At 61.5% G+C, this 18,302-nt stretch carries 26 protein-coding genes; 24 read left to right on the top strand and 2 right to left on the bottom strand.

Features of this window, described 5'->3' with window-relative positions:
- Positions 1-42: 42 nt before the first annotated feature.
- The gene (locus LAO20_14390; protein MBZ5532618.1) at positions 43-1,350 is read right to left on the bottom strand and encodes a hypothetical protein; all 1,308 of its coding nucleotides are present in this window, start codon (positions 1,348-1,350) and stop codon (positions 43-45) included.
- A gap of 469 nt (positions 1,351-1,819) precedes the next feature.
- On the opposite strand from LAO20_14390, the gene LAO20_14385 reads away from it, so the two are divergent.
- Genes LAO20_14385 through LAO20_14365 form a run of 5 tightly spaced genes read left to right on the top strand, consistent with a single transcriptional unit; the run spans position 1,820 to position 5,133 of the window.
- Positions 1,820-2,758 (top strand): hypothetical protein, encoded by a 939-nt coding sequence (locus tag LAO20_14385; protein ID MBZ5532617.1) that lies wholly within the window; start codon positions 1,820-1,822, stop codon positions 2,756-2,758.
- Positions 2,755-3,678 carry a hypothetical protein gene (locus tag LAO20_14380; GenBank protein ID MBZ5532616.1) on the top strand — a complete coding sequence of 308 codons (924 nt, stop codon included), beginning with the start codon at positions 2,755-2,757 and terminating at the stop codon, positions 3,676-3,678. The genes LAO20_14385 and LAO20_14380 overlap by 4 nt, the downstream gene beginning before the upstream one ends.
- Positions 3,675-4,163, top strand: coding sequence for a hypothetical protein (locus tag LAO20_14375; protein ID MBZ5532615.1), 489 nt, complete (start codon positions 3,675-3,677; stop codon positions 4,161-4,163). The genes LAO20_14380 and LAO20_14375 overlap by 4 nt, the downstream gene beginning before the upstream one ends.
- Positions 4,160-4,423: a hypothetical protein gene (locus tag LAO20_14370; GenBank protein MBZ5532614.1), complete on the top strand. Its 264-nt coding sequence runs from the start codon at positions 4,160-4,162 to the stop codon at positions 4,421-4,423. Before LAO20_14375 ends, LAO20_14370 begins: the two co-directional genes overlap by 4 nt.
- A complete protein-coding gene (locus tag LAO20_14365; GenBank protein MBZ5532613.1) occupies positions 4,420-5,133 on the top strand; it encodes a hypothetical protein in 714 nt (237 codons plus the stop codon). The genes LAO20_14370 and LAO20_14365 overlap by 4 nt, the downstream gene beginning before the upstream one ends.
- Positions 5,134-5,165: 32 nt before the next feature.
- Here LAO20_14365 and LAO20_14360 read toward each other — a convergent pair whose 3' ends face one another.
- A complete protein-coding gene (locus LAO20_14360; protein ID MBZ5532612.1) occupies positions 5,166-5,660 on the bottom strand; it encodes a hypothetical protein in 495 nt (164 codons plus the stop codon).
- Positions 5,661-5,892: 232 nt separating this feature from the next.
- Here LAO20_14360 and LAO20_14355 point away from each other — a divergent pair, with 232 nt between their 5' ends.
- The 19 genes from LAO20_14355 (at position 5,893) to LAO20_14265 (ending at position 18,302) form a co-directional block, all read left to right on the top strand.
- Complete coding sequence (locus LAO20_14355) at positions 5,893-6,144, top strand: hypothetical protein (protein MBZ5532611.1); 252 nt, start codon at positions 5,893-5,895, stop codon at positions 6,142-6,144.
- On the top strand, positions 6,144-7,799 hold the full coding sequence (locus LAO20_14350; GenBank protein ID MBZ5532610.1) for a hypothetical protein: 1,656 nt from the start codon (positions 6,144-6,146) through the stop codon (positions 7,797-7,799). Before LAO20_14355 ends, LAO20_14350 begins: the two co-directional genes overlap by 1 nt.
- The gene (locus LAO20_14345; protein MBZ5532609.1) at positions 7,799-8,269 is read left to right on the top strand and encodes a hypothetical protein; all 471 of its coding nucleotides are present in this window, start codon (positions 7,799-7,801) and stop codon (positions 8,267-8,269) included. Before LAO20_14350 ends, LAO20_14345 begins: the two co-directional genes overlap by 1 nt.
- A gap of 19 nt (positions 8,270-8,288) precedes the next feature.
- The gene (locus tag LAO20_14340) at positions 8,289-8,537 is read left to right on the top strand and encodes a hypothetical protein (GenBank protein MBZ5532608.1); all 249 of its coding nucleotides are present in this window, start codon (positions 8,289-8,291) and stop codon (positions 8,535-8,537) included.
- Positions 8,538-8,544: 7 nt separating this feature from the next.
- A complete protein-coding gene (locus LAO20_14335; protein ID MBZ5532607.1) occupies positions 8,545-9,558 on the top strand; it encodes a hypothetical protein in 1,014 nt (337 codons plus the stop codon).
- Positions 9,559-9,744 (top strand): hypothetical protein, encoded by a 186-nt coding sequence (locus LAO20_14330; protein ID MBZ5532606.1) that lies wholly within the window; start codon positions 9,559-9,561, stop codon positions 9,742-9,744.
- A 3-nt stretch (positions 9,745-9,747) separates the two neighbouring features.
- Positions 9,748-10,362, top strand: coding sequence for a hypothetical protein (locus tag LAO20_14325; protein ID MBZ5532605.1), 615 nt, complete (start codon positions 9,748-9,750; stop codon positions 10,360-10,362).
- A 7-nt stretch (positions 10,363-10,369) separates the two neighbouring features.
- Positions 10,370-10,576, top strand: coding sequence for a hypothetical protein (locus LAO20_14320; protein ID MBZ5532604.1), 207 nt, complete (start codon positions 10,370-10,372; stop codon positions 10,574-10,576).
- A 176-nt stretch (positions 10,577-10,752) separates the two neighbouring features.
- Complete coding sequence (locus tag LAO20_14315) at positions 10,753-11,385, top strand: hypothetical protein (protein MBZ5532603.1); 633 nt, start codon at positions 10,753-10,755, stop codon at positions 11,383-11,385.
- A gap of 145 nt (positions 11,386-11,530) precedes the next feature.
- Positions 11,531-12,268 (top strand): hypothetical protein, encoded by a 738-nt coding sequence (locus LAO20_14310; GenBank protein MBZ5532602.1) that lies wholly within the window; start codon positions 11,531-11,533, stop codon positions 12,266-12,268.
- 128 nt (positions 12,269-12,396) lie between these two features.
- Entirely contained in the window at positions 12,397-13,179 is a 783-nt protein-coding gene (locus tag LAO20_14305; protein ID MBZ5532601.1) for a hypothetical protein, read from the top strand.
- Positions 13,180-13,255: 76 nt separating this feature from the next.
- Positions 13,256-13,789 carry a zinc finger-like domain-containing protein gene (locus LAO20_14300; GenBank protein ID MBZ5532600.1) on the top strand — a complete coding sequence of 178 codons (534 nt, stop codon included), beginning with the start codon at positions 13,256-13,258 and terminating at the stop codon, positions 13,787-13,789.
- A gap of 42 nt (positions 13,790-13,831) precedes the next feature.
- Positions 13,832-14,191, top strand: coding sequence for a hypothetical protein (locus LAO20_14295; GenBank protein MBZ5532599.1), 360 nt, complete (start codon positions 13,832-13,834; stop codon positions 14,189-14,191).
- The gene (locus tag LAO20_14290; protein ID MBZ5532598.1) at positions 14,188-14,697 is read left to right on the top strand and encodes a hypothetical protein; all 510 of its coding nucleotides are present in this window, start codon (positions 14,188-14,190) and stop codon (positions 14,695-14,697) included. Before LAO20_14295 ends, LAO20_14290 begins: the two co-directional genes overlap by 4 nt.
- Positions 14,690-15,148: a hypothetical protein gene (locus tag LAO20_14285; GenBank protein MBZ5532597.1), complete on the top strand. Its 459-nt coding sequence runs from the start codon at positions 14,690-14,692 to the stop codon at positions 15,146-15,148. The genes LAO20_14290 and LAO20_14285 overlap by 8 nt, the downstream gene beginning before the upstream one ends.
- A complete protein-coding gene (locus LAO20_14280) occupies positions 15,148-15,432 on the top strand; it encodes a hypothetical protein (protein MBZ5532596.1) in 285 nt (94 codons plus the stop codon). Before LAO20_14285 ends, LAO20_14280 begins: the two co-directional genes overlap by 1 nt.
- Positions 15,429-16,571 (top strand): hypothetical protein, encoded by a 1,143-nt coding sequence (locus LAO20_14275; GenBank protein MBZ5532595.1) that lies wholly within the window; start codon positions 15,429-15,431, stop codon positions 16,569-16,571. The genes LAO20_14280 and LAO20_14275 overlap by 4 nt, the downstream gene beginning before the upstream one ends.
- Positions 16,568-17,257, top strand: coding sequence for a hypothetical protein (locus LAO20_14270; GenBank protein ID MBZ5532594.1), 690 nt, complete (start codon positions 16,568-16,570; stop codon positions 17,255-17,257). The genes LAO20_14275 and LAO20_14270 overlap by 4 nt, the downstream gene beginning before the upstream one ends.
- A gap of 22 nt (positions 17,258-17,279) precedes the next feature.
- Complete coding sequence (locus LAO20_14265) at positions 17,280-18,302, top strand: hypothetical protein (protein MBZ5532593.1); 1,023 nt, start codon at positions 17,280-17,282, stop codon at positions 18,300-18,302.

Raw genomic sequence — 18,302 nt, 5'->3', positions numbered from 1 at the left:
TTTTGAACTAGAGTGTCTAGCAGGGTAACCGGGGTAACTTCTTCAGTTGACCGGCCTCGCTTCGACTTCTTCCTCCTGCAGGACCTCTACGATCTCCTGGACGCACTCCTTGAAGCGCGGGAGCTGGGTTGCTTGCTTCAAGATGGGGTCCATGTTGCAGAACATCTCCAGGTCTGCGGCCGACACGCCGCGGAAAGTGTCCAGCAGAGCTTCATCCATCACGCCGATAAAGCTGACTATGTCCCCTCCGCCGGCGCCGTTGGCGATCGCCTTAACGATCTTGCTTTTGACCAGGTCGGCTTCTGTCATCATGTTTTCAGTAGTGACCGGCGACGTGGGCGCGCCTGGCGTTCCAATTGGTTCAACGTCCAGAGCTGAGCTGGGCGGCGCGGCGATCGCTGGCGGCGCCGCGGGACCTGCCGGCGTTGCAGTTGTATGGGCCACGCCTGGAGGCGCGGCGTTTCGCTGGACCTCGCGAATGGTCTTTGCTGCTTCCAGCCTGGTGTTTTCCACGCCTTTGTATTTGTCCACTACTGTGCCAATGCCGGCCAGGATGTCAGGGCCTTTCTCCAGCAGGATCTCGCCCAGACTCTTGCTGCCGGTGGCGGAGAGTCCCAGCTTGCTGGCGACTTCTGTGATCTTCTCGATTTGCTCCAGCAAGGTGCCTCCCGCGGCGCCATCGGGGATTAAGCCCGCGGTCTTCAGCTTGACCAGAAAATCAAGCGGGTCGGTTTGTGTCGGCATCAATGTTTTGAGCTGGACCAGCAACGCTAGCGGGTCCTGCTGTTTGGGCATGGTGGCCACCAGCATCTCTATCACGCCCTTCAGCGCGATGTTGGGGTCCACCGCCCCGGCTGCGTAGCCCGCGGGCTGCTGGCGATCGCGCAACACTTCGCGGACCAGGTCTTGTGTCTGCCGATTGCTTTCCCTGATCAGCTCCAGCACTTGAGCCTGGAATGCGTCGTTAGGCGCGGCCGCCGGCGCAGCCGTTTGCGCTTCGACTGGCGACGGCTTGGGTGGACCTTCGATGGAAAAGCTGTGCGACGCGACCATCTTGTAGTTTTGGTCGTTCAGCAGCGCGCGGTAATCTCCCCCGCCATACTGCTGTTTCACCCAATCGGCGTCGAATGGGTGAGTGAGCTTTGCCAGGCTGGCTCCGCCGCGGCCGCGGTAGAGATAACAGAAATAGTTTGCCCACTCTTCTGGCTTGATCGCGTAGATGCGTTCCCAGAAAGTCGGGGCGGAGTCCTGCGCTGGATCGCCGGCCGCGGCAGCGGCGTCGGGCGTAAGTGAAATGGATTGGTGTAGTACCCCACCGCGCTGGGCGGGAGCGTTCGTGCGCGTAGCCATGCAAACCTTCCCTCAAATGCAAAACCCAGCGAGGCTCGGGGGAACGTCTCGGTTGAGGGACTAAGCCTTGAGACATTAGCACAAAAAGTGGTGCAGGTGGGCAAAAAATCCCTGTATAGCGCACGTGGGTACATTCTCATCCCTGTAACAGGGCACGTGGTTTTCCCTGTAACAGGCAAACTCTTGCGTCCCGTCGCGTCCTTTGCCAGACTCACCCCGCTCGGTACCCAGGCCAGCCGCGATCGAGCTACTGACCAAAGTCAAATGCAAACCGGCTGGCCGTTAAATTCGCAATGCAGGCTCCCCCCAATGCGTCGCAGCTGCAGAAAGCGTTTTGCGACCTGAACGGCGTGCTAGCGGGTACCAAGAAGCAAGCGGTGATTCCAGTGACGCCGGCAACCAGGCCGGTGCTGGAATTGTTCCTGGCAGTGCTGCACTCCAGGACGATGGGAAAGAAGGGGCGCCCAAAATGAATCAGCAACTCGCGACGCGAACACAAAGCCCTCCCCCTGACAAGCTCGCGGTCCTGCTGGGCCTGCAACCCACTTTGAGCCTGCCCCTGTCTGACGGTGACCGCGGCACAGCGCAGACGATTGAACGCATACGCAAGCTGGTCCACCAGGGCATGACGGACCAGTACATCAACCGATTCGCGATCGCCATCGTGCGCGCGGCCGGCGTCCAGCAATTTGACTTTGTAGGCGAGATCCGCGCCGTCTACGAATGGGTGAGGCAAAACATTCGCTTCACGCGGGACATTGCCGGCATTGAAACGCTGAGGACAGCCCGCGAGATCCTTCTGGTCCGCGCCGGCGACTGTGACGACATTAACAGCGTCCTGCTGCCTTCTCTGCTGGCCACCATCGGCCACGACGTGCGCCTGGTCACCGTCAGTTCAGATCCCGGCGCGCCGCGGGTCTTCAGTCACATTTACTGCGAGGTAGAGATTGACGGCCAATGGCTCCCTCTGGACTCTGCACGTCGCAATCCTGCTTTTGGCCGCGGGCCGCGAAACTACTTTCGCAAGCGCGTCTGGTCGCTGACCAACGCCGGTTTTCAGGACATTCAAGGGCTGGGCGGCTATTACGACGGCCGGCGCCCGGGCCGCTTGCGTCGCATGGGCGACTTTGAAGACATCGCCACCGGCATCGCAAAGATCGTGGGCACGGCCGGCCAGGCCACGGCCAGCATCATCAACGCGACAAACACCGGCATACGGCCCAGCGTGCCTGGCTTCGCCGTCAATCCAACGACCGGCCAGCTCGTGCCTGTTTCACCCACGGGACAGCTCATGGTAAGCAGCGCGCCTGGTGGCATTGTGACGTCGGCCGTGGGGACCATTCCCGATTGGATGCTCTACGGGGGAATCGGCCTTCTGGCGTTCATGGCGCTTGGGGGCAGACGATGAGCTACATTCGCACTTCGACTGAGAACGATCTTGGACACCGGCCGCTGGGCTGGTACCAGCGCGCGCGCTTTCCTCTGCCCACTACCAGCTTGAGCCAGCCGATTAATCCCCGCATGGGTTGGGACGGCGCGCCTTACCCCCGTTACGCTCAGCCTGAATTGTCGCGCACACGCGGCGTCTCAGGTGAATGGGTCCCGCCTGGTCCACCGCCGCGGGCCACGTCGCAAGGCCAGGGCGCGGTCACCTATCGCGTGGACCCGGCCACGGGTAAATATCGCTTCTACAACACTGACATTCTCCCGCGCGGCGTGTTTGAGCAAACTCCCCAGCCGCCGCCGGCGCCGGTGGCCATCACCGCTTTGCGCCAGCCGGTCACCGCCAGCGGCCACCAGCTCGTGCAGCTCCCCGATGGCCGCAGGATCATCTCTCGCACCAGCCCTGGACGGCGCACACGTTTGCGCCGGCATCGCCATGACGATATGAATCGGCGCGGCATGTCCAATCTGAATTGCGGGGCGCCCTGCAGCGGACTAGGGGCAGACGTGTGTGGGCCTCAGCCCGATGGCACGATCGTGCCTTGCCCGCCTGATCCCTCAATGGCCACTGAACAGGGCGACGTGTCTTTGCCCGGTGTGACTCCCACTGTGGTGGCCCCAGCTCCAGGAACCCAGCGCACAACGTTTGATTTTGCCAACCCGGCCGTCCCGCCTATCACCGCCACATCGCCCAGCGGCTTTCCAATCGTGTTCAGCTTCAACGCGGGAACGCCGCGGCCAACGGTTGTGCCGGCGCAGACTTCTGTTTCCACTTTGTTCAGCGGGTCAACTCGCATTGGCAGCGCAGTGATCCCCAACGTCGCGCTGCTGGGCGGGGGAGCGTTGCTGGTGATGGCGATGGCCAATAAGGGGAAGCGCAGATGAGGCGAGGCACCATCTTCCCGCATAGTCGCGTGCACGTGCCATTCCCGCGGCGCCTGGGTCTGGGCTTTGTCGTGGCTGGATCTGCCGGCAGCGACTTCAGCACGCAGCCCTTTGGTCCGCCGCAGCCTATCAGCGACGGCTCGCCAATGACTCCTGCATTCCAGGGCGGGCCTGTGTTGGTTGCCGCTCCAACACCCTTTCAGAATCCTGACACACTGCCCGGCGCCTGGCCTGGCTTGAATCCCGCGACCCAGCCGGGCGTGTTCACCACTCTGCCGGCACAAGTCCCCAGCACACAGGCCAGCACCAAGCCGCTGGTGGTCACGCCCACGTCGGGGACAATCCCTTCGCCGGCAACGGTGGCCGCGGCCGCGGCGCCGGCATCGTCCTGGTTTGATCAGCAGATGATTCCCGGCGTGAAGAACAGCTACCTTGTCCTGGGCGGGATCGCGGCGCTGCTGCTGTTTGGAGGGAAAAAGAAATGAAGAAAACGCTATTTCTGTTTCTGGCCTTCGTCGCGATCGGCTGTGCTGCACCCAAGCACACGGTGAAGCTCTACATTCTCGATCCCAACGTCCCTCAGATCGTGGCCCAGGACAAGAACGACTATCCCTGCAAAAAGCTGGGCTTCTGTTCAGAGTTTGCGTACGAACTGCTGTCCGGCGATCGCGTTTGCTATGGACCCGATTATCGCGTGGACGTGGCAACTGACCCGCTCAAACGGTGCTGGACGGTGGCGCGATGAGCTACATGCGCGCGAACACTGACAATCCCAACGGCTGGCGGCCGGGAACGGTGCGCACCCTGGGCGAGCTGCGCCGGCTTTCGCATCCCGATTGGAAAGCATCCGCGGCCGCGATGGACCACGCCCAACGTATGCAGCATATCCACGCCGCTGCAGCCCGTCACGCGCACATGATCAGACTCACGCGCGACGATGCCTTTGCCCGCGGCGTCCACGCGCCGGTGAGGCTTAGTGGCCTGGGCACTCTTGACCCTGGCAGCACGATGGTGATTGGAGGCAACTACGTCTTTCAGTTCAACGTGAGCTGTGGTTTGTTTGGTGTCTGCGTGGGTCTGGCTACCAGCGATATCGTGTCTGCCCTGAAAAGCGATTCAAATTTTCGCAACGTCACACCAACGCCGGCTCCTGGTGGGGGATATCTAATCTCTTTCGTCTACTCAGGGCAGGGCAGCATTGTTTTGAACGCCGGGATGGAGATGGCCAAGGTCCTCTCTGACAACATCAGCAACGCCAGCTTTACTTTTGTCTCTGCCTCTGGTCCTGCAACTGATGCGCCAGTTTCGCCGGGCCTGGTTTATTCAGACCAGGCGCCATCTGGATCTTCCAATCCGCCCTTTGACATTAGCTCGCTGTTCTCTGGGCTTGGCGTGGGGACCGTGGGCGGCATCGCGCTGACTATCGGCGCGATCGTGTTGATCAAGAACCTATGAGAAACGTCTTACAGATCGCGCTTTGTCTGGCGTTACCGGCAATCCAGGGTCGCGCAGCAGTTTCTCGCGCAACCCCAGTGATAGATGGTGACCGTCACTTTGTTGTCAGCGATCACTTGCTGGTTTCCAAAAATCGCGCCGGCAACGACATCGCTGGAAGTCCTGGTGTCTGCAACGACGATCCACTGAGGATTGGGCGGGTCAACCTTGCAGGACTTCACAGAGGCCAACACCTGGGCTTCGTAGCAGATCGCGTCTCTGGGCCAGCGTCCGCCGCTGACCATCAACCCAGTGTTCACCGGCATGGAGGAAGCCACGTCGTATCGCACGTTGCCGGCGCTGTGGGGCGGTCCAAGAGTCATCGCCTGACCTGGCTTCAGCACAAAACTTTTGGGGGCATCGGGGACTTCCCCGTAAACCTGGCTGCTGAATCTCGCACTTGCCATGCGCCGGGAAATGACGCTGTAAGCGCCGCTTGCGACAAGAAGGACCAGGACGATACCGGCGATCCAACGCAGTTTGGCCACGGGCTTTCCTTTCTAGTGGGGATAACTTTTAAACATCTGGTAGAGGAGCCACAGGATCAAGACCAGCAAAGCAGCGCGCGCAATCTCGCGGATTGGATCGCGCCCACGCCGGCGCCGCGGCCGGTCTTCATCGTCTGGGTCGTAGTGTCTGACGATCGTGCTGGAGCGGAGTTTGGCCACGGGCTTTCCTTTCAGCCAAGGGGGTGTGGCGTGAATTCTACCCGGAGGACGTATGTCTGACAACAGCAAACCGCAGGGGATCCCCGAGGGCGAAGCGTATCTCTTTGTCCGGCTCAACCCCAAGACCGGGGAGTTTAGCTGTATGCACTCCAACATCCTGGACGCGCTGGCGCTGCTTTCCCTGGCAACGACCACGCTGGAAAAAAACAAGCGCGACATGCTGGGGCTGAACGCACCGCCTGCGATCGCACCGCCTGGCATGGCGTTCCCTGACTTCGACCTGCTGAGGAAGAAACAAGCATAGTGACCCAGCCCAACGCCAATCCGCTGTTCACCCGCTCAGAGAAAAAGCGCGTGCGTAAAAAGATCGTCCACAAGATGAAGGGCGCCGCGCGCAAGGGCTTTGCTTCGCTGTTTGGCGTTCCGCTCAGTCCCGGACTAGGCGGGAAGCCAGCCACACGTCGCCGCGCCCGCCCGAGCGGCGTCGCGCAGGCAAGCTCGGTCCGCGGCGACGTGCTATCTGCCCTGGGAAACCTAGGCTACAAAAAGCCCGTCGCGGAAAAGATGGTCCCCCATCCGGCGAGCGGGGAAGGCTTTGAATCTCTGTTCCGGCGCGCCGTGGGCAAGAACCCCGGCGAGCTGATCATCTTTGGCAACCCGGAAAAGGTATACAGCCGCCGCGCCTTGGCGAAGCACTCCGCGAAAAACCCTCTGCCCCTCGCGCTGGTGCAAGGGCTGGCGTTTGGCGCGGGCGAGAAGATAGCCCACGTGGCCGGCAAGAAAAATACAGAGAATCGCCGGGAAGAACGCGCGGCGGAGATCCTGAACGTTCGCCGCGCACTCACCGCAGCAGGATTCAAGGCGAAAGTAGGCCACGGCCGCGGGACCGCGCACAATTGGCTGGACATAAGGATTGCCGGCCAGCCATTCACCGGCGAAGCCCACCAGCAAGTTCTGGAGATCGCAAAACGGGCATCGGGCCGCACCCACGGCGCCGCGGAGCATATCGGCGTCGAGTTCGATTTAAGGCGCAACCCCGGCAAACGTTTGCGCCAGAACCCCGGCCTGGTGGACGCCATCCGGCCAGGGGACCGCGTCACGATCGTCACGCCGCATGGCCAGCAGCGCACCGGCCGCGCAGTCATGCCAAGCAGCAGCGGCGGCTGGGTCCTCAACATGGGTGGAGCGCATGGGACGCCGGGTATCGCAAGCGACAGCAACATAGTCAGAGTGTCAAAGAAGAAAGGGAACCCGCGGCCGGGCGACTATGACAAGCCAGGGACCAGACGGGATCTCGCCACGTTTCTAAAGCGCACCCCAAAAAGCCGACGCGGGGAAAGACACACGGAGCTAGAGGGCTACGTGCGACCGCGGGGGAACCCCAACGCGACGGACCAGGCGAAGGACCTGTACGAGCAATTCCACAAGCGCGCGCCGGAAGGCGAGTTTGATCTTCAGGTTTCAGCGAAGCGACGCAAGGACTACACCATCCTGGGGCCGCTGGTCGCGCTGGGCGTGAACGGTGAGAAATTCGACAAGATCAACCCGCGGCCGGACGCTGTAGTCCAGCACTGGGAAAAGCTCCCGCACATGGCATTCCTCACCGGGCCGCAGGTGGACCAGGTCAAGAGAGTTCTGGACGATCCCCACCAGTACCTGAAAGAGATTGCTCTGCTGGCCAGCTCGCCCAACGGCAAACAGCTTTACGTGATCTGCACAGAGCCGCTGGAGATTGACGTGAGCCAGTTTGAAACCGACACCCAAAAGGACTTTGTGGATCTGGGCGAGGCCACGTTTGTGGTCTACGTCGCCAAGAAGCCCCACGAAGTGCTGGAGTGGGTCCACGTATTCGGGGAAGAGGGCGGGGAACGGCCGCGCCTGGTCTTTGACAAATTGACCAAGCAAGTTTTGTTTGTGGGCGGATCGTATCGCGTGGAAGCGCCGGGGATCATCAACTGATGCAATGCCAGATTGAAACTCGAAAGCCGGCCGGCGAGATCACTGATCGCCAGCAGCGCAACCGCGCGGCCAAGTGCATTGACAAACGCCAGTCCAAGCGGTGTGTGTTTTGCGGGTCACTGAAAAACCCGCGGGTCCACCACCTGAACGGCGTGGAGTCAGACAACGACCCCAGGAACCTGGTGTACTCCTGCCATGCTCACAACATCCTGGTGGCGTATCTGATGAAACGCTACAACATCGGCCAGCGCGTGGACCAGGAATACAACCCGGCCGCGGAGCCGGCAAAGTCTCTGGCGCAGTGGATGATGGCGGTCAAGAGTTTGAAAGGCGAGTCCAACGATCTGCACCCGCGGCAAGCGATCGCCATGATCAGGGCCACGTCGCCCGCGCGGCGTTCATCGTTCGCGGACCAGATCTGGAGGATTCGACGTGCGAGAGGTACTGACAAAACTGCTGTCCCGTTTTAGAGGGCTAAAGGAGCGAATCATGGAAGAGAAATTCAAACGCGGCGACCTGGTCACCATCACAGCGCCACACCTGGCCGGCGTGCCCGCACAAGTAGTGTCCCATGAGGGCCTGCCTGATGCCGACAACTTTGTATGCCGCATCACTGGCAGCGATCACCCGTCTGGGCATTCGATGGAAGGCAGCTTGGTCATGTTTCCCGCGGACCAACTCGAACCCCGCACGCCGGCAGAGCAGGCAAAGCCCAAACTGCTGGAGGTCGAACCCTAAGCGCCCGATGTACGTTCAGACTCCAACCACGAACGATCTAGGCCGGCGCCCGTTGCCGCTGGGGTCTTACCCCCCTGGGGCGCAGCCGCTCCCCGCGCGCCGCGTTGCGCGCCGGCGTCACACTCGCCTGGGCGACGATGCCACGATCTTGCAGCAGGTTTTTGCGGGGCAGTCTGGCGCGCCGGCCGCGGCCAACGTGCAGCAGGTTGTACAGCAAGCCATGTCGCAAGGCGCGCTCTACACCGCGGAGAATTGCTCAGGCGTCATCGGGCCGAGCAAAGCGGCGCTTATCACTAGCGCGGGTGGCAGCGCGGCCGTCTCCTGGGCCACAACGGCGATCGCCGCGGGCGCAACCGGGCCGCTGGCGCCGGTCGTTCTGGCCGTGGGCGGAGTGTTGGAAGTCTTTGGCGCCATCTTCGCCCACCACGCGGCTAAGGTGAAGCAAGAGCAGCAGATCATCTGCGCTGTGGTCCAGGCGATCAATGACTCGCTGAGCGTGATTGACCAGGCGGTCCAGCAGGGAGTGATCACCGCGGCGCAGGCGGGGCCGTCGCTGGACAAACTGTATTCAGATTTGCAGCAGAACGTAAGCCCTATTCTGAAACAGGACTCCAGCCACTGCAACGCGGCGTGCTTCATTTTGGCGGAGGCCCGCGGCGTGATCGCGAAAAGAAAAGCTACATACGCGGCCATGCTGCCGGCGCAGGCGTCGCTGGCGTGCGCACAAGCCTACTGGAAACTTTATCCCGACGTGGCCGCGGACCCCGGCATGGGGACGGCGGGCGGACCGGCCGGGGCCTGGACGCACTACACCACGTTTGGGAAGAACGAAGGCCGCACCTGGCCATGTGACGCCAGCGGCAACGCAATCACGGCTGGTGGCGCGCCTTCAATCACAAGCAATCCAGTTGGCGCCGCGGCTTCACTGGTGGACCAGCTCGCCGCGTCCACTGGTTTGCCGGCGATCGTGATCTGGGGCGTGGGCGGGTTGGCAGCGGCAAAACTGCTGGGGGTGTTTTAGATGCCACCAGTCCTCACGCTCGCGGGAAAAAAGAAACAACGCAGGCTATTTCTCCGTGAGCTGCGCGCGAAGGTCCAGGGCAAGAAGGAAAGGCTGGCGCAGGCAAGGGGAATGGTCAAGGACCAGGAGAAAGAGCTACGCAACGCACAGCGCGAGCTGGCGAAGTGGAAGAAAGCGAGGATCTGAGAAATGGGTACTTCACAGGGCACGATGGACTCGCCGGCCAGCACGCTGAGCTGGCAACAAGACAGAATTCTGCACAACGACTATGAGCTGATCGGCCGCGCGTGGGTGATCGTACTGGAGGCGTCGCAAGGCGCCGCGCTGCCCAGCGCAGCAGTCGCCAACAGCTTAGGCGTGCGTTTGGAGTTTTACGGGACAGGACAAAAAGGCCAGAGCCTGATGCCGCGGATCGCACAAACCAAGGACCGCAGCACGCTGCTGCTGCTGGACCCAATCGTTCGTGCGGATGGCAGAGTGGGCCTACCTGATATTCCAGATCCCGCGTGGGTCCCGCCAATTCCCACCGCGGCGCAGGTCACCGGCGATTACGTCCCGCCAGCGGCGCCGATGATCAAGCAAGAGCTGGGCGATCGCGCGCGCGGGCAATTGAAGGGCACGCGGTTTCTGGTCTTTGGTCCCGTGGCGCAGATCCTCATCAGGCCAGAAGGGCTGGCAGAGGGCTGGATCGCACAGTGCGCCGGCGCGCCGGGAACGGGAACGCAGATGGAGTTGCTGATTGACCAGGACACCGGGCAAGCATTCTTTTTCGGCGGAAGGTATCGCATAGACAGAGCGGGGTGAGGAGAGCATGAAAGCCAGGACCATCGTTGCAAAGAACCCGAGCGAGGCGCGCGGCATACGCAAGGCGCTGAAGGCCGCGGGGCTGAAGTTTGAGTTTAAGTCCACGCGCGGCCGCGGGAAAAAGAAGAAACGCAATCCCGCGCGTCGCGGTCGCACCAGGCGCGCTGGCTTGCCAGTGGCAAAGAAAAGCAAGGCGCGGCGCCGGCGTAAGTGATTGAAGTTGTGCGCGTGGGGTAAGACCTGAAAAAGGCCAGGGACGCCTGCAATCGAATTTAAAGGGGCAATTTTATGAAGATCAGAGTCGTTAATCCAAGTTCAGGGCGCGGCCTTCGCCGGCGCGTTCACAAGCCGAGAGGCCAAAAGCTCAGCGGGGGAGGGGGTGTTTTTATCGTGGCGAAAAAGAGAAAGTCTCACCGCCGGATTGGCAACACGCATCACCGGCGCACGAGTCACCGCCGTTCAAACCCGTTTGGGTTTGGCGGAGCGAGGCATCGCAAGAGCTTCCGGCGCCGTCGTAATCCAGGCGGGGCAGGCAGCATTCGCGAAATCGGCGGGCTTCTGCTGTGGGGCACGGCCGGCGCAGTCGGCTCGCTCGCAGCTCCTGGCCTGGTGGCCGCTCAGTACAACACTGGCGTTATCGGCTATGTGCTGAACGGCGCGACCGCCTTCATCGGCGGCCAGTTGGTTGGCAAGTTTGCCGGTCCGCAAGCCGGCGCGCACTTCCTGGCCGGCGGTCTGATCGCGACGGGTCTGAGGATCTTTAACAATTTCTTCGGGTCCAGTTTCCCGATCGGTCTGAGCGGGGACATGGGTTATTACATCGAAAACTCATTCCCGCTGCCTACGTCAGGGCAGGGTCCTTACCTGCTGAATCCTGGCTACAGCGGCTCGCCTATGCCTTCGGTCCAGTCCGCGGCGCAGTCCACCGCGGCGCAACTGGCCGCGGCAGCAGCAGCGCCGGCGGCACTGCCGGGAGCGGCGTCAGACGAGCCAACCCGTTGGGGTTCGCGCTGGGCCGCTTAGGCGGCTCCGCCACGTCCTCGCTTTGAGTATGGGCCTTTATCCCTCGCTGGATCGCGCATCGGTCGGTTGCGCGGTCCCGAGACTGGAGAGTTTTTAGAGTTTTTGCATTTGGCGAATTTGAGTCTCTCAGAAGGAGGTGTTAGAGATGAGAGCAACCAATCGCCAAACCAAGCAAGCATCGCGCAAGTTCGCGCACCTGCCTGAACTGGAAGGGTTCGACCTGGGGCGTCCCCGGCTTCGCCGGAAAAACCCCATCATGGCGGGCTACCTGGAAGGAATCACCCAGGCCCTCTATGACATCTACGCGGTCGCGCTCAACACGGCCACCGTCAAGCTGACGCTGTTCGCTGTCCCGCAAGGGCAGACGTACAACTTTGGCGGCGTCGCTGGCTTTGTGAAAACGCCGGCGCACACCAGCCAGATCCTGGCCGGAGTGTTGCAGGCGCCCAACAAGCACATTGTTCGCGCTATCAGCGTGTTCACTGAGGGCAACGTAGTCGGCAACGATCTGGAAAAGTACATGGAATGCTTCTTCCAATTCAACGTGAACGGGAAGAGCTACCAGGACACCATCGTTGGACGGCTGCCGGCCGGCGGCGGGGCATTCGCGTCCATGATGGGCACGTTTGCCGCGACCAACGGCTATTCGCTGACCGCGAACGGCTGGCCGGACGCGCGCAACACCTACACGCTGGCTTACGGCGGAGTGCCAATCGAGCAGCAGCAGCAGTTCAACTGCGTGATTGACCCCACCATCAGCAACGTGACGGCCGCGCCCTTCACCACCGCGAACGTCGTAGCGGCTCCTGGCACCCCGATCGCGGGCACCGGGATCTACAGCCACGTGTTCCTGGACGGCACACTGTTCCGCGCCGTGCAGTAAGACAACCCCCAAAAGCGCCCGGCGCAAACGTTTGCGCCGGGCGCCCAGGGCTTAAGAAATGGCCGAAATTGGCCGCTTTTGCGGCCGGGAGAACCCGAAACGCGAATTTCAAGAAGCTGCTTCCATCTTTGCTGCCATTGCTGGGGACGGTGCTCACCGCGCTCTCTCCTGAGATACAAAAATACCTTGTCCAGTTCGTGACGACGCATCCCGCGTGGTCCACGGTCGTGGTGGCCACCGGCGCGATCTTCAATCACTGGATGCCGTCGCCCGGCGCGCTGCCTTCCGCGGCGAACGTGGCCAAGTCCAGCCTATCTTTATTCCTGTGCGCTGCGCTGATCGTTGTGCCAATCGCCACAACGGGCTGCACGTATAGCCAGGCCCAAACCGTGGCCGCGGTCCAGCGGGTAGAGGGCGGGCTAAAGACTGCCAAGGCTTTGCTGCCCCAGGCGCAGATGATTGTCGGAGAGGTGCGGGTTTTAGATCCCGACATTGCCGGCGTTCTCCAGCCTCTGGTGGATGGCGCCGGGCCGGCGCTGGATAAGCTCACCGCGGCGTGCGACACCTACCTGGCCAACCCAGGCGCAGATGCCTACCAGGCGTTGCTGAACGGGGCCGATGCGTTCACCGCGCAGGTGGACCAGGCCGCGCTCGCTACGCTGAAAATCAAAAATCCCATCGCGCAACAAAAGGCGTCCATGTGGATCGCCTTGTTTAGCACCGGCTTGCACGTGACGCTGGGGATTTTGCAGCAGCACGCCAACAGTAAACAGGTGAAGGCCATGCCCAAGATCGCGCACGTGTCACGCGATGAGATGCGTCAATTCTTGAACCGCGATTACGCGCGCCAGGAATTGCTCAGCATGGGCTACAAAAACCCAGACGCGGCGATCGCCGCTGCTGGCTTTTAAGAAAACGCTTTAGCTCCAGGGCCGGTAAGGCCCTGGAGTTTGCAGACTCTTTTGAGATTTGAGGAAAAAGACATTTATGTCCACCACACCATCAGCACTGGCAGCCGGCGTGACCTGCCCCACCTGCAAAGGGAAGGGCGCACTGCCCACCGGCCGCGGCGGTTTCCAGACTTGTCCCAATTGCCAGGGCAACGGCGTGATCCAGCAACAGCCCATTCGCGTGCCTTATGACCTGGTATTGCCCAACGCGGTCCTTACCGCCCTGCAGGCCGGCTTGCCTGTCCAGCAGCAGATTGACCAGGACGCGGACTTTGAATGGGTCTTTACCGTGGCCAACTCTACCGGGATTTACTCTGTGTCGCTGCTCGATCCTTCCACCGGCAGGAATCTTTCCACTACCAACGTGAACGGCGAGAACTTTGCCGGCACGGCGCAATTGCCTTTCCCGCTGGTAGAGCCTTACGTGTGGGCCAGGTCTTCAGTGGTCCGGGCCAGCTTTACAGATCGTTCCAACGCGGGCAACACGATCCAACTGGTGCTTCGTGGCTACAAGCTCTACCCGCGGGACAATCCGGCGCAAGGCAGCCAGGGCGCGATCGTCAAGGCATAACCCCCCGCGGCCTGAACTTCGCGAGGAGAGGGAGAACTTTTTATGAACGCAGGGGACATTGTCCAGATCAGACAGACTGACGGCGTGGACCACTGGATCTACGCCAAAGTGCTGGACCCGGTCACACGCCTGGTCCTGGTCCAGCATCCTGGCAACCGGGACCACGATAAACAACAGATCGTGGCCGCGCAGGATATTCGCACCAAGGCCGACGTGCAAGCGTTGCTGTCCACGGCCCAGGGTATGGCCGCGGCACAGCTTACGCCTGCCCAGGTGAACACACTGGCCGCGAATGATGGCTGGTTTAAGAAGTTCAAACAGCCTGAACAGTCGCAGGCTGTCAACTCGCTGCACACGCGGATAGCGCAGCACTACCAGGCACAGGTGGACAGGCTGACATGAGCATCTGGAATCAGGACCGCTTCAAGGGACCGCGGCGTCACGCGCTGGGGTTGTGGCTATCCACTGCCAAGCTGGCCAGCCGGGCGTATGTGCCCAGCTTGCGCGATCGCCGGCAGATGCGCGGCCGGCGTCCCTTCTGGCAAGTGTTTGGCGGCGCCGCGGGCGACGTGACCATTCCCGCCAATCAGTGGGTGGAACTGCGCCAGGTCTGCCAGTCGGACTTTCTCGCTCACACGCTGATGGTTTCTACCACGGTGGGCGGGACCGGGGCCAACCCAGGATGCCGCGTGCAGATCCGCGACATGTCCACTCAGCCAGGGAAGGGAAAACGGTTTTCGATCGTGGGCGTTAACGACGTGAATTTTGGGGGCAGTGCGCGGCATCCTTTTTCCCTGCGTAAGCCTTACCGCTTCCACGCCGGCCACACCATCCTGGTGAGAATTCAGAATTTACAGGCCAGCGCCAACGGCGTTCAGGTCGTGATCGCGGGGTGCGTGGATGAGTAGCCAAACAATTTTGCCGCAAGAAATCTCTCTGCCGGCGCATCTGTGGATGCCTCCAGACGGCCTGGCCTTTGACTACACCAGCTATATCGCGCTGCCGGTGATCGCGGCCAGCGGCGTAGTGGTCACGTTCACTGTGCCCGAGGGCTTCCACGGCGTAATCAAGCGCGTGGGCAACGTGATCGTGGGCGGCGGCTGGACTGAAGGGTCCGGCTCGCTGATCTGGCAGATCCTGGCCAACGCGGGAGTGATTCGCAATTACGACAACATCCTGGCCAGCCTGGGCGCGGTGAACAATCCAGCAGAGACGGCTGGCATCCTGGTGTACGAACAGCAACTCGTGGTGCTGCAAGTCTCCAACGTGAGCCTGGCCGCGGGCGGAGTGCAGGCCGGCGGGCGGCTCAGCGGATGGTTTTACCCCAAGTGGCGCGCAACTGAGGATTCGATCTGGTGATGCCTACTTTCATGGCCAACGTTAACCCTTATCTGGCTTTCGTCGCCACATTAATCGCTGTGGTGGGCGGGCTGGGGGCGCCGGTGGTGTGGCTGGTACGCACTATGCGCCGCTTCGAGAAAAAGATGGACGTGTTCATGCTGCAACACAAGCTCATCTGGATTTGGTACTGCCAGGAAAACGACATCCCAGCCGACCAAGAGGTTGACGACGTGGGCTTGATGTTGGACGCGATCCGCCGGCGACTCTGGGAAAGATCGCAACACCAAAAGGGGACTTCGTGAAAAAGATTCTACTTTCGATTTTGCTCTTACTCTCCGCGGCCGCGGCCGTGGGCCAGGTCACCAACGTGTCCCCACAGAGCGTGTCGGCGTCCGCAACGCAGCTAAACCTAAACGGCGTAAGTGCTCCTACCGCATCCCCCTGCATCACGAACGTGGGGCAGACCGTCCATTTTCTCTTCTACCAGGAGACGGGAGCAACCGGCGCGCCGACAGGAGTACAGATTCGACTGGAAGGCAGTTTTAACAGCGACTCCGCGACTTGCGTCACTGGTACATGGTTTCCCATCAGCGATGATGGCACAGAGATCAGCCAGAACGCCCAGGGCCTGGTCCTTGGCATTGGCAACTATCCTTTTTTGCGGGTGAATCTGGCGAAGTGTACGACGTGCGACGTGGCTGATACCATCACGGCCAATTACGTTGGCACCTCAGCCATCCCGGAAAATCCTTTTGGCCTCTATGGGGCCGGCCAGCAGATCAGAAAAGTGCTTTTTACCCAGCAGACACAATCTGGGACCATCACCGCTCCAACGATCAATTCCCCTTATGGGTCAACCGCGGGTTACATCGTAATCAGCGCATCCGCCAATTTCACCGGCGGCACTCTCGTAGCGCGATGCTTTGATTTTGGAGCGGTCAGCACAGAGTCGTCCCTGACCCTAACCGGCGGAGGTTCAACTTTGCTGCCGGTGCCGGCAATGTCTTGTACTGCCATCAGCGTGCGATGCAACTCGTGCACGGGAGCGGGAAACTACACAGGCTATTACTACTTTTACCCGCCTGGTGCGGCTCAGCCGGCCGCGATTCAGCCGGCTAACACCAACAACGCAGAGACCACCGCTGTGAACGCCACTGCCTCTGTGACTTTCACTCTGGTGGCTGGAAACGTATTCCAGCGCGCACACGTGTTTTCGATCAGCGGGAGATGTTCCGCCGGAACCTCTCAGCTCCTGGTAGTGGACACCACTGCCTCTGTGAACCTGTGGACCAGCGCAGCAACTGAGGTGGGTACTACAACTTTCAGGTTCCAATGGAATCCCAGCCTGGCCGGCGCTGTGGGACACACGGTCCAGGTCCAGCTCACCACGTGCGGGGTCGCAAATACCGGCACGCTGGACGTTCAGGGGAGCATCTTGTGATCCATCGCCGCTACGTTCACGCGCGCAAGAGGCTGGGCTTGGGCTACCCGGTCCTGCCTGATCAGTTCATCTCTGCATCGGGGCAATCGTTTTCTTTTTCACCACAGACGCCAGACGCGACGCAGATAAGCGTGCTCCAGCAGTTTGGCCAGCAACTCCCTGCGGACTTGGCTGCAAAATGGGCCGCGGCACAAGCGGCGGCATCCACATCGGCGCCCACGCCGGCCGTCACGCCATCGGGTACGCCGGTGTCCACGCAAACCGGCGCCACGGTCACGCTGGTCAATACGCTGAGCGTCGCGCCTGGAGTTTTCCAGTGCAACATGTCGGACGGGTCCAGCCATTATTGCGACGCCAGCGGCGCCGCAATCGCTTACACCCCGCCGGCCGCCACTCCCGTGGCCACGCCGTCCGCGGCGTCCGCTCCCACTTCCACCGTAGCGCCCGCGGTGACGCAATCGCCCGCGTCCACGCCGGCATCCACGCCCACGGCGGTCACGCCGTCCGGCTTGGTTATTTCCACCACCACGGGGACGCCAGCGCAAACATCTGCGCCGGCGCCGGCCGACTTTATGGCTTCCATCGCCACCTGGCTGCAGGGCGCCATGATCGGCGGCATCCCCAACTGGGTCCTGCTGGCCGGCGGCGCCGCGCTGTTGATGTTCAGCGGGGGAAAGAAACGATAGCAACTTTTTGGAGGAAACAAGTATGAGCGTCAAAACAACTCTTGCGGCCGCGCTATTGCTGGTGGCCGCTTCGTTCGCCGCGGTCCTGCCGGCCGCGGGGCAAACCATCACGTCTATCACCGGGACGGTCCTGGACAAAAACGGCGTGCCCTATGGGGGCGGGACCGTCATGCCTCAGTTTGTCAACGTGAGCGGCGGCGCGTCGCCCAGCGTGACCGCAACGGGTTTCCCGCTGATCCCGCCGGTGTCCCCGGTGACCATTAACACAGCGGGGCAGTTCGCGCTTTCGTTGATGGCCAACGGTTCGATTACGCCAGGGAGCACGCATTGGCAGTTTTCGATTTGCTCAGCTCCCACCACCAGCTACCCGGACCCTGGCAGCACAGGGCCTCAGTGTTTCACCACGGGGCAGATCACGATCGCCGGCGCCAGCCAGGACATCACCGGCAACATTAACGCTGTGCCGGCGCCGGCGCTGCTTTACGCGGACCTCACGCGCAGCCTGGGCGCCTACCAGGGCACGACTTCAGTCCCGATTACCACCGCGAACTTTACCCCGCTGGTGGCCGCGGCCAGCGACATACAGATCCCCGCGAACCTGGCCAACATCACGCCACGCAAGATCAGGGTTCATGGCAGTGGGGTCTATACCAACGCCGCGGCGTCGGTCCTAAACGCAGAGCTGATGCTGTGCCAGGTTTCAGGATGCGCCTCTGGCACTGTGGTGGCGCCGGCCGGCTGCGCCATCACCAGCACGAACCAGGCGAACAACCTCACCAACGGCCAATTCTGGTTTGATTGCTCACTCTCTACCACGTCCACCATCGGCGCGTCTGGCACGTTTATCGCGAAAGGGCAGCTATGCATCAACCTGGGAGCGACCACCGCGGTGGGCTGTACTGACTTCCTGGACACTGCGACGGCCGCATCGGCCGCGGTGGATGAAACGGTGGCGGAGTTTGTAAATATCGCGTTCAAATTTACCACGTCCAACGGCGGCAACTCGGCCATCCTGCTGGAATACGACGTAAAGCTGGACAACTAG

It is taken from the genome of Terriglobia bacterium (assembly GCA_020072815.1).
GTDB lineage: Bacteria > Acidobacteriota > Terriglobia > Terriglobales > Acidobacteriaceae > Angelobacter.
Note: the sequence above shows the minus strand (reverse complement) of the source record. Positions and strands in the feature narration are given on the sequence as shown.

Excerpts from the sequence above, each read along its gene's own strand:
- LAO20_14290 (MBZ5532598.1), top strand. The coding sequence starts at position 14,188 with ATGAGCATCTGGAATCAGGACCGCTTCAAGGGACCGCGGCGTCACGCG.
- LAO20_14340 (MBZ5532608.1), top strand. The coding sequence starts at position 8,289 with ATGGAAGAGAAATTCAAACGCGGCGACCTGGTCACCATCACAGCGCCA.
- LAO20_14320 (MBZ5532604.1), top strand. The coding sequence starts at position 10,370 with ATGAAAGCCAGGACCATCGTTGCAAAGAACCCGAGCGAGGCGCGCGGC.
- LAO20_14265 (MBZ5532593.1), top strand. The coding sequence starts at position 17,280 with ATGAGCGTCAAAACAACTCTTGCGGCCGCGCTATTGCTGGTGGCCGCT.
- LAO20_14345 (MBZ5532609.1), top strand. The coding sequence starts at position 7,799 with ATGCAATGCCAGATTGAAACTCGAAAGCCGGCCGGCGAGATCACTGAT.
- LAO20_14295 (MBZ5532599.1), top strand. The coding sequence starts at position 13,832 with ATGAACGCAGGGGACATTGTCCAGATCAGACAGACTGACGGCGTGGAC.
- LAO20_14300 (MBZ5532600.1), top strand. The coding sequence starts at position 13,256 with ATGTCCACCACACCATCAGCACTGGCAGCCGGCGTGACCTGCCCCACC.
- LAO20_14380 (MBZ5532616.1), top strand. The coding sequence starts at position 2,755 with ATGAGCTACATTCGCACTTCGACTGAGAACGATCTTGGACACCGGCCG.
- LAO20_14325 (MBZ5532605.1), top strand. The coding sequence starts at position 9,748 with ATGGGTACTTCACAGGGCACGATGGACTCGCCGGCCAGCACGCTGAGC.
- LAO20_14375 (MBZ5532615.1), top strand. The coding sequence starts at position 3,675 with ATGAGGCGAGGCACCATCTTCCCGCATAGTCGCGTGCACGTGCCATTC.
- LAO20_14370 (MBZ5532614.1), top strand. The coding sequence starts at position 4,160 with ATGAAGAAAACGCTATTTCTGTTTCTGGCCTTCGTCGCGATCGGCTGT.
- LAO20_14355 (MBZ5532611.1), top strand. The coding sequence starts at position 5,893 with ATGTCTGACAACAGCAAACCGCAGGGGATCCCCGAGGGCGAAGCGTAT.
- LAO20_14310 (MBZ5532602.1), top strand. The coding sequence starts at position 11,531 with ATGAGAGCAACCAATCGCCAAACCAAGCAAGCATCGCGCAAGTTCGCG.
- LAO20_14390 (MBZ5532618.1), bottom strand. The coding sequence starts at position 1,350 with ATGGCTACGCGCACGAACGCTCCCGCCCAGCGCGGTGGGGTACTACAC.
- LAO20_14285 (MBZ5532597.1), top strand. The coding sequence starts at position 14,690 with ATGAGTAGCCAAACAATTTTGCCGCAAGAAATCTCTCTGCCGGCGCAT.
- LAO20_14330 (MBZ5532606.1), top strand. The coding sequence starts at position 9,559 with ATGCCACCAGTCCTCACGCTCGCGGGAAAAAAGAAACAACGCAGGCTA.
- LAO20_14365 (MBZ5532613.1), top strand. The coding sequence starts at position 4,420 with ATGAGCTACATGCGCGCGAACACTGACAATCCCAACGGCTGGCGGCCG.
- LAO20_14280 (MBZ5532596.1), top strand. The coding sequence starts at position 15,148 with ATGCCTACTTTCATGGCCAACGTTAACCCTTATCTGGCTTTCGTCGCC.
- LAO20_14385 (MBZ5532617.1), top strand. The coding sequence starts at position 1,820 with ATGAATCAGCAACTCGCGACGCGAACACAAAGCCCTCCCCCTGACAAG.
- LAO20_14335 (MBZ5532607.1), top strand. The coding sequence starts at position 8,545 with ATGTACGTTCAGACTCCAACCACGAACGATCTAGGCCGGCGCCCGTTG.